The sequence below is a fragment of the Lyngbya sp. PCC 8106 genome (assembly GCF_000169095.1).
GTDB lineage: Bacteria > Cyanobacteriota > Cyanobacteriia > Cyanobacteriales > Microcoleaceae > Capilliphycus.
In genome coordinates, this window is record NZ_AAVU01000086.1 from 1 (window position 1) to 9,160 (window position 9,160).

General features: G+C 44.0%; 8 protein-coding genes. 5 read left to right on the forward strand and 3 right to left on the reverse strand.

The features are described 5' to 3' along the window. Nucleotides 1-300: 300 nt before the first annotated feature. Entirely contained in the window at nt 301-705 is a 405-nt protein-coding gene (locus tag L8106_RS28690) for a hypothetical protein (protein ID WP_009788087.1), read from the forward strand. A 6-nt stretch (nt 706-711) separates the two neighbouring features. Next, nucleotides 712-1,977 carry a glutamate-5-semialdehyde dehydrogenase gene (locus L8106_RS28695; RefSeq protein WP_009788088.1) on the forward strand — a complete coding sequence of 422 codons (1,266 nt, stop codon included), beginning with the start codon at nt 712-714 and terminating at the stop codon, nt 1,975-1,977. 275 nt (nt 1,978-2,252) lie between these two features. On the opposite strand, the gene L8106_RS28700 is transcribed toward L8106_RS28695, so the two are convergent. After that, the gene (locus L8106_RS28700; RefSeq protein ID WP_009788089.1) at nt 2,253-3,071 is read right to left on the reverse strand and encodes an acyl-CoA desaturase; all 819 of its coding nucleotides are present in this window, start codon (nt 3,069-3,071) and stop codon (nt 2,253-2,255) included. Between the two features lie 79 nt (nt 3,072-3,150). Here L8106_RS28700 and L8106_RS28705 point away from each other — a divergent pair, with 79 nt between their 5' ends. After that, nucleotides 3,151-4,398 (forward strand): methionine gamma-lyase family protein, encoded by a 1,248-nt coding sequence (locus tag L8106_RS28705; RefSeq protein ID WP_009788090.1) that lies wholly within the window; start codon nt 3,151-3,153, stop codon nt 4,396-4,398. Between the two features lie 212 nt (nt 4,399-4,610). Here the strand turns inward: L8106_RS28705 and L8106_RS28710 are convergent, their stop codons facing one another. Next, on the reverse strand, nt 4,611-5,771 hold the full coding sequence (locus L8106_RS28710; RefSeq protein ID WP_009788091.1) for a hypothetical protein: 1,161 nt from the start codon (nt 5,769-5,771) through the stop codon (nt 4,611-4,613). Nucleotides 5,772-6,148: 377 nt separating this feature from the next. Further along, nucleotides 6,149-6,718, reverse strand: a complete 570-nt coding sequence (locus L8106_RS28715) for a hypothetical protein (RefSeq protein WP_009788093.1) — start codon at nt 6,716-6,718, stop codon at nt 6,149-6,151. A gap of 310 nt (nt 6,719-7,028) precedes the next feature. Between L8106_RS28715 and L8106_RS28720 the strand changes: the two genes are divergently transcribed. Then, entirely contained in the window at nt 7,029-7,913 is an 885-nt protein-coding gene (locus L8106_RS28720; RefSeq protein ID WP_009788094.1) for a hypothetical protein, read from the forward strand. A gap of 95 nt (nt 7,914-8,008) precedes the next feature. Beyond that, nucleotides 8,009-9,160 (forward strand): tetratricopeptide repeat protein (locus L8106_RS28725; RefSeq protein ID WP_009788095.1); only part of this gene is annotated, 1,152 nt, incomplete at its 3' end.

The window sequence follows — 9,160 nt, forward strand, 5'->3', positions numbered from 1 at the left end:
ACCCGCTTTTAAGAAAAAGCTAAAAAATCTAGTCCGTTAACCCGACTAATCAATCAGGGTTAGCGTGTAAACTAGAAAATAAGCTGAAATGGAGTTGGCTCGAAGACAGAAAAGTCGTTCTAGTCAGTTAAAATTCAGGAAATCAAGGCAAGTTGTAAGTAACCGCACTTCGGGTTAAAGTCAATGGAAATCTAAAATTTTAGAGATCAAGAAATTGACAACCGAGAGTTGGTAAGTATGATCCATTAAGTAAGTATTTGAAAGTCCGTTATACTCAAACGCTTTATTTGATAACTGCTTGTGCCACCTCAGAAAGCCCAGAAAATTGATTTAAACGGTGACTATCCTTGCCCCTGTCGTCGGAAGGGTCATTTAGTTCCGATTACCCTGACAGAAGCCTTTGGTTGCGATCGCTGTCAGCAAATTTTTGTTGTCGATGAGAGCGGTTACTCCCTCGAACAACTCTCAACTCACTATCCCTATAAACAAGCATGGCGTTGGACAGGTCATCAATGGAACCGCTCAAGTCCAGGCTTACGAGCGCATTACTTACCCCTAGCTTTAGGAATGCTCTTAGTACCCTTAGTAATTTGGCTTCCTTTAGCATTGTATTCACCGGGACCCAATATTATACTTTGGGCAATGGTTGCGGTAATGTTGGCAATGTTGCCAGCATTGATGGTCTGGCTTGCTTACAGACGGTGAGCGAAGATGATAATTGATGATTTTAGTGCTTCACTTCCGCCGACGAACCCGATTCGTCGATCCTATGCCGCCAGCATAGAACTCGCAAAAACAAAAGGAGAACATCGCAGTCGTGCGTTGCGAGCGATGGCAGAAGCCATCAGAAAAAGACAAAACGACATTCTAGAGGCAAACACCCTAGACTTAGAAGCAAGTCGAGAATTGGGCGTTTCTGAATGTGTGAGTGAGTGGTTAAAGCTGACTCCGGAAAGGCTAGATACAACCATACAAATTTTGAAGCGGTTGGGAGAACTTCCCGATCCCATCGGACGAGTGATTGGGGCTTCCTATCAACTCGAACAAGGTCAAACCTATTATCAACTGATTCCGATTGGGGTTGTGGGTTTAGTTTATGAAGCTTTTCCAGAGTTAGGGGCGATCGCAGCCGGACTGTGCATGAAAACGGCTAATAGTTTAATCTTACTTGGGGGTAGCGAGGCCAACTATTCTAACCAAGTGATTGCTGATACCTTACAGTCGGCGATCGAAGAAGAAGGGATGCCGATTGGTTCTTTAGAAGTATTTCCCAACGAACAAGAAGCCCCCATTCAAGACTTAGTGACTCAAGATCAATATATTAATCTGATCATTCCCTATGGTCGGCCCCATCTAGTCCATCAAGTCGTTGCTCAATCAACAGTTCCAGTTTTGCGATCGGCGATGGGAAACTGCTATTTGTATTGGTCAGCAACCGCTAATGTGGATATGGTTCGATGGATGATTTTTGATAGCCATCAAAGCAAACCTGACCCGGTAAACGCGATTGAGAAAGTGTTGATTGATCCCAACCAAAAGGGTTCATCCTTAGTCAGACTGTGGAATAACCTGCGAGAAGAAGGATTTTTACTCAAGGGAGACGAACTCCTCGTTAAACAATTTCCCGAACTCGCCCAGGCAGAAGCGTCAGAATGGTCACAACCCTATCTCAATAAAACAATCGCATTTCGAGGAGTAGACAGCCTAGAGGAAGGAATCGCCTGGATGAACGAATATAGTAGTGGTCATAGTAACTGTTTAGCCACAGAATCTTACAGCGAGAGCCGTCAATTTGCCCTAGATGTCAACAGCGCCTTAACGTTTATCAATGCTTCTCCACGCTTCTCACGTCATCAAAATCGAGGCGACGCGATCTTTCTCGGAATGTCCAATCAAGTCGGGTATCGACGGGGATTAATTGGTTTAGATAGTCTCACCACCCTCAAATACATTGTCCAAGGAAATCCTATATTCTAGTTCCAACTCAAAAAAACAAAAAAAACCCCCGAAAGGAGGCAGGGCTGTGCGCGTTGCCCTAAAACTTAATTTGTGGGGAGATGGGGAGGACGGTCGGTTGGGAGGTTGGGAGGATTTTTATTAATAAAAAGTGATTTTTCATCTTCAAAAAGACCTCTCCCCACCACCCCCGTCACCCTATCACCCCATCAACCTCGGCAATTCGTATTGATGATTTAATTTTTTAATTCTCCCTAGCCCCCAATTTAGGCTTCTGGTGAACTCAGGCTTACTGGTTAGCTTGACTTCGAGGCTAACTTAACCTTCTTCGCTAAACCCAAAGTTTGTAAAAACTGAATAGTCATCCAAGTCTGATCAATTTCCCACCATTGCAAACCATGACGGGCGGAATACTGATAAGCGTGATGATTATTATGCCAACCTTCACCATAAGTGAGGACAGCCACCCACCAACAGTTTGTGGAAGCATCATCACAATCAAAAGTGCGATATCCAAACTTATGAGTTGCACTATTGACTAACCAAGTGCAGTGGAATACGGCGATAATTCGCACAAACACTCCCCAAACCACAAAGGGCCAGCCACCTAAGAGATATAACAAAATCCCTAAAGCAACCTGAATAAGAATGAAATAGTTTTGAAAAAATAGATAAACTGGATCTGCGCCGATATCCTGAGTTAAGCGATCAATTTCAGCTTTTGGCGGACGAGCGTACAGCATCCAACCCATGTGACTCCACCAAAACCCCTTATTCGAGTCATGGGGATCTAACTCATGGTCAGAGTGGAGGTGATGCATCCGGTGTGAACCCACCCAATCAATCACTCCACCCTCACAGGCTAAAGTGCCACAGAACACGAAAAAATATTCAAGCCACTTCGGCGTTTCAAAACTGCGATGAGTTAAAAGGCGATGAAAACCGAGCGTAATTCCCAAGCCCCCTGTTACCCAATGCAGCAAAAAAGCGATGCCAATGGCAGTCCAATTAAAATTACTCGGAAGTAGTGCAAAAAGTGCGCCGCCGTGGAGAATTACCATGAAAATGATAACTTTCCATTCGGGATTTAATTTTTGTGAAGTTGCAATCGTCATGAAAATATGGTTATTCTTTACGAATCTGTCCTATTTGCGTCATAATTAAACACCACTCACCCCAAAAGCGAGTTCAGTGATGAGCAGTAGTATTCTACAGCTAGAAGCAGCAAAACAGGCACTATCTTCGATTTTTTTCGGAATCGATACTCAGGTCAAGCAAAATCTCAAACGAGTTTTAGATGCTTTTCGACAGCATCGAGTCGGAACCCATCATTTTGCGGGAGTGACGGGCTATGGTCACGATGACTTAGGCCGTCAAACTCTTGATCGCGTGTTTGCAGAAATCATGGGATCTGAAGCTTCTGCTGTTCGAGTCCAGTTTGTTTCTGGAACTCATGCGATCGCCTGTGCCTTATTTGGGGTTTTACGTCCTGGGGACGAGATCTTAACCGTTACGGGTACTCCCTATGACACTCTAGAAGAAGTCATTGGTTTACGAGGCAAGAGTCAAGGTTCCCTTATAGAGTATGGCATTTCTTACCGTCAAATAGATCTGACTTTAGATAAAAAAATTGATTGGGATAGTCTAAACATTGGTATTACCTCTAAAACTCGCTTAGTTTTCATTCAGCGATCTTGCGGCTACTCCTGGCGTTCAAGTTTATCGATCGCTGAAATTGAAAAAATTGTCCACACTGTTAAACAGCAAAATCCGAATACCGTTTGTTTTGTCGATAACTGTTATGGGGAATTTATCGAAACCCAAGAACCCACTGCGGTGGGCGCTGATTTAATTGCGGGTTCGTTAATTAAAAATCCTGGTGGGACTATCGCGCCTGCGGGGGGATATGTCGCAGGACGGGCTGAGTTAGTAGAAGCGGCCACTTGTCGGTTAACAGCCCCCGGAATTGGCAGTAGTGGGGGGGCAACTTTTGATCAAAATCGCTTGTTATTTCAAGGCCTATTTTTAGCCCCGCAAATGGTCGGAGAAGCGATGAAAGGAAACCATTTACTCGCCTATGTTTTTGACCAACTCGGTTATCGGGTTAACCCTTTACCGTTAGAACCCCGCCGGGATGTGATTCAAGCGATTGAGTTGGGAACGCCGAAAAAATTAATCGCCTTCTGTCGCGCCTTGCAGAAGTATTCTCCGGTGGGTTCTTATCTCGACCCCGTTCCTGCGGAAATGCCGGGGTATGAGAGTCAACTCGTGATGGCTGGTGGAACGTTTATTGATGGTAGCACTTCGGAATTATCGGCTGATGGGCCGTTGAGAGAACCCTACATTGTGTTTTGTCAAGGTGGCACCCATTGGACACATTTAGAAATTGCTTTGGAAGCCGCCATAGAAGCTGTTGGATTTGCCGATAATTCTTCGGGTTGAATCGCAATTTAAACTATTATTGAACCCGAATTTTACTAAAAAAAATAACATAAAATTACTGGTAATAACACCAAGTAGCACCAATTGTATTGTAATAATATAAAAACCTTAGATGGGCGCAAAAAGAAGATTTACAGCCCGGTATTCTGCCCTTCTAAGGATTTAATTGTTTCGGCGAGTGATCACAACCTGGCGAACTTTTTGCGGTAGGATTATTTTATTTCATCTGAGAGAATATCCAAGCCATTTTTAACCGAATGATACCCATTGTTAGACGGCTTTGATTCCAACTCGACAAAGTTTTTGACAACTTCAGGATTATCCTTCAGCCACTTTCGCACCGAAAATTCCCAGCGTTCAAACTCCCGTCTTGCCCGTTCCTGAAGGTCATCAACTCGCTGCTTTTGCTTCTCAACCGTCCGATTTTTCAACTCCAAACGGGCTTTTGCTTTTCCCAACTTCCGACGGTAATTGTTCATTTCTCGCTCAATAACAATTTCATCAATAAAGTTGGAATCGGACTCTGAATTAACAAAAGCTTGGCGATGACGTTGGCGAATTTCCTCCACATTTTGTTCCCACTGAATTTCCAACAAAGCATTTCCCCAAGCAATCATAATATTGATAGTTGCAGCCAGCCCTGCTGCGGCAAAAACTGTGAGTTGAAAAAGCGGTTCTACAGACAATTTTGGCGGTAACAAACCGATCAAACCCGGAGCCGCAAAAGCCGTTTCCATCAGGACAATTGCAAAAGACAACCAAATTGCAGCATCCCCACTCTTGATTCTTTGCCAAAACGGAATACTATTGGCGTGGCGGTTATCGTCGGAAAAACTGCGTTTGGGGTCGTAGCGACGTACAGCTTTTACCATTCGCAAAATGCCGATATATTCTCCCAAATTCATACAAACCGCTCCCGATAATACCAATAAAAATTGTATGAACTGGTTGTTGGTAATGCTTTGAACTTCTAAACCGAAAAATTCCGCAATTCCCAACAAAAGCATAATTGATAAACCGATGGTTAGGAGTATTTCCCAAAATTCCGGTTTGGGTTGGGGCGGAAGTTCGATGTCTAACGCGGCTTCCATGGAACTGACTTTACTGCTGAGTTCCTCCTGTTCTTTTTCTAATGTCGATAAAGACTGTTGTTCATTCTTGGCTTTGTAAGCGGCGGCGAGTACCACCCAATACCACCGTTGAAAGAGTTCGGGTTGGTAATATTGCAAGATTTTGGCGAGGCGATTTGTATGAGATTCTTCCAGGAGAGATTGGAACTCAAATTGACCGTCTGACCAGGATATTAACGGGGTATCCCAGAAAAATCCACCGAATAAACCCGCAAAAAATTGTTTGAACGATCTGATAGACATTGGATTATTCTCCTTAATAGAATAGATATTTTGCCGGGTGAATTATGCTGAAATGTTGTCAACGATATTGCCCCCAAACCCCAAAAATTGGGGGTTGTTTCGCTCGTCGGTAAACATTTGCTTAGAACCTCTCCCTAACCCTCTCCTACGAGGAGAGGGAAAAGGTGTCCCATAAGGGACTATTAATTAATCAAGAGGGGAGTGTTTTTTGGTTGATTACTCCTCCTTCCCTTGCAGGGAAGGGGGTTGGGGGGTTAGGTCATCAAATTTAGGGTCGAGAATGAAACAGCCCTTGCCCAAAATTGGGGGCTGAGATTGATTAATTTTTTACAAATCAGGTAGCATTGCTATGGCAGTGGCGGCTGGCAATTTGGGCGCTAAAATTTTCTCAGCAGTTGTACCCACTCGTCGTAATTGTTGCTGGCAAACTCAACCCGATCGCCTATGGGTGCAAACCCCCCAGCCATTGATAGGCGGTGTTTGGGGTTCAAACCCAGAACGAAAAGATGGGCGGTTTCCAGGTTGTATTGCGCCAGAGTTTTGCTGATTTCCCGGAGTTGGGCGATCGCTTGCGGATCTGAGGTTCCATCGGTGACGAGATAAAAATAGATGGGGTGTTTACCGTTGGTTTCTGCTACGCGATCGCTAAACCGTTGGATGGCGGCGACGATGGCTGTATCTGATGAGGGAATGGGTTCTAATTCCGGGGTTTGAGGGTTGGCGTCGAGTTGCGATCGCACTTGTTGAATCGTTCGGCGATTGGCTTGTTTGGAGAGTAAAATTTCGGGGTTTGCCTGTTGGGAAATCATGCTAATTTCAACCCAATGATGGGGTCTGACGCGACGGGAAAGAACGTGGATAACGTCTTCGGTTGTTGACGTCAGTTCGGCTGTATTGGGTTGCAGGACGAGTTGCACAATGGCAGGTTCCGATGCTGAGTTTTGCATCGATTGGAATCCTAAGAACCCCAGGCATCCTAGAATAAAAACAAGGATAAATTGTTTCTGTTTCATAACCGCTAATCGAAATAATGACTCTTTTATTATTGCTCTAATTTTATTAAAATGAGTCCCGATTAAATGTCTAATTTAACACCTGAAATTAATCGAAATAGCAGCAAATAACAGTCAAATATTTTCAAATGGCAGCAAATAACAAAATCCCTCATAACAACAAAAATTGGTAGTTTTTTGCTGAAAAATATTGCTAAACTAAATCATAGAAAACCATCCCAACCCGAACGGGAGGCCGTGAAGCATGAACGACAAATTTCTCAAAGAGATAGCTAACTCTCTATTTTTCGACAAAACACCAGCAGCCGAGGAACATCAATGCTTATTTCGGCTGCGTTTTCATCCTGAGAATTATAAATTGCAAACCAATCCAAGGCAAGATAATAACAATACTATTGCCAGCTTGATGAAACAGGAATTAAATTGTTTACCAACAGATATTCAGGGGAGGCTGGCAGAGGTAATTAGAGAACTGGTAAACCAATACCAACTCGAACTCGATAGCGATAAACAAGAAAGTCAGAATTGGATCAATAGAAAGCAGGGTCAAAGAGGAATTTGGAGGGAAGTTTATCAGTGGTTGTGGGACTATAAATTTCCTCGGTGGGAATTAGATCATTTATATTGGGAACCGTTGAAACAGCAAGTTTATGACGAAAACTGGATTAAAATTAAACCGGAAACTGTGAGAAATTGGGAACTCCTCGAACTTCCCGAACCCGAACCGTTACCCGTTGGTGAACCGTTGTTTATTACGATTAAACTACCCCCAGAATCCCGTTATTTGCTGTTATTGCATAGGGGAATAACCCAACGTTGTTTTTTGTGTCCATCAATGGTTTTTGCTCCCCAATATCGGGCGGATGAAAACGTCATTAGACTGCCACAAACTGAGTCATATTGGTATCAGCAGAAGAAAATAGGAATCAGGCTAACAACACCGGGAACAGATGAATATATTGCGATCGCACTCAAAGAAGCTCTCGATTTTGATTGGTTGAACCCGACGAAACAAGAACTTATTCCGAACTGGACAAGCGATCGCATGGAACAGCTTTTGGGGTGGTTGAGCGATAATCCGTCGAGTTGGCAAGGTTGTTATCAAGAGTTTAAAGTAGTGAAACGATAAAAATGTCTTGGCCGACTACCAACGATTTTTAAAATTCATCAACCCCAACATTCTATTTTCCGAAAATAATAACAACCAACCCCCAAGGATCTACTATGAAGGAAGAACGTTTACAAGGCTATCTGCAACTTATCCTACTACTCCTCAACATCATCATCGATGAGAGTGGGGAAGAAAATCAAGTTTTGAACGAAAACCAGGAGTTAGTCGAGCCAGAGTTGTTGCAGGTAATGGCAGAGGAAGCAGAAAAATTGGCTGATCATGGTAAATCCAACGAAGCCAACTTTTTTATTAACCTTCTCCTACAACTTGGGGAATATCTCGGCAGTTCCCAACAACCCCAAACTATCCGCCAAGAAACCGCAGATACATTACTTAAGGTTGGCATTCGGTGGTTGCAAACCAGTCAATTTACCCTTGCTCTCCAAGTTTGGGAATTTACTCTCACCATCTATCAGGAAATCAAAGACCGCAACGGAGAAGCGAATTCTCTGGGCAGTTTGGGCATTGCCTACGACTCCCTGGGGCAGTACGAGCGGGCAATTAAATACTACCAACAATCTTTAACCATCTCTCAGGAAATCAAAGACCGCAACGGAGAAGCGATTTCCCTGGACAATTTGGGCAGTGCCTACCGCTCTCTCAGACAATACGAGCAAGCAATTGAATACCATCAACAGTCTTTAAGCATCTTTCAGGAACTCAAAGATCGCAAAGGAGAAGCGAATTCCCTCAACAATTTGGGCAGCGCCTACAACGGCCTGGGGCAGTACGAGCGGGCAATTGAATACCATCAACAGTCTTTAACCATCAAAAGGAAAATCAAAGACCGCAATGGAGAAGCGATTTCCCTCAACAACTTGGGCAATGCCTACGACTCCCTGGGGCAGTACGAGCGGGCAATTGAATACTACCAACAGTCTTTAACCATTGCCAGGGAACTCAAAAACCGCACCGGAGAAGCCAATTCCCTGGGCAGTTTGGGCATTGCCTACCACTCCCTGGGGCAGTACGAGCGGGCAATTGAATACTATAAACAGTCTTTAACCCTCTTTCAGGAACTCAAAAACCGCAATGGAGAAGGCAATTCCCTCAACAATTTGGGCAATGCCTACCTCTTCCTCGGGCAGTACGAGCAGGCAATTGAATACTATAAACAGTCTTTAACCCTCTTTCAGGAACTCAAATACCGCAACGGAGAAGCGAAATCCCTGGGCAGTTTGGGCATTGCCTACCACTCCCTGGGG

Bases quoted from the DNA above. Each gene is read 5' to 3' on its own strand.
- L8106_RS28695 (WP_009788088.1), top strand. From the start codon at position 712: ATGATAATTGATGATTTTAGTGCTTCACTTCCGCCGACGAACCCGATT.
- L8106_RS28700 (WP_009788089.1), bottom strand. From the start codon at position 3,071: ATGACGATTGCAACTTCACAAAAATTAAATCCCGAATGGAAAGTTATC.
- L8106_RS28705 (WP_009788090.1), top strand. From the start codon at position 3,151: ATGAGCAGTAGTATTCTACAGCTAGAAGCAGCAAAACAGGCACTATCT.
- L8106_RS28710 (WP_009788091.1), bottom strand. From the start codon at position 5,771: ATGTCTATCAGATCGTTCAAACAATTTTTTGCGGGTTTATTCGGTGGA.
- L8106_RS28715 (WP_009788093.1), bottom strand. From the start codon at position 6,718: ATGCAAAACTCAGCATCGGAACCTGCCATTGTGCAACTCGTCCTGCAA.
- L8106_RS28720 (WP_009788094.1), top strand. From the start codon at position 7,029: ATGAACGACAAATTTCTCAAAGAGATAGCTAACTCTCTATTTTTCGAC.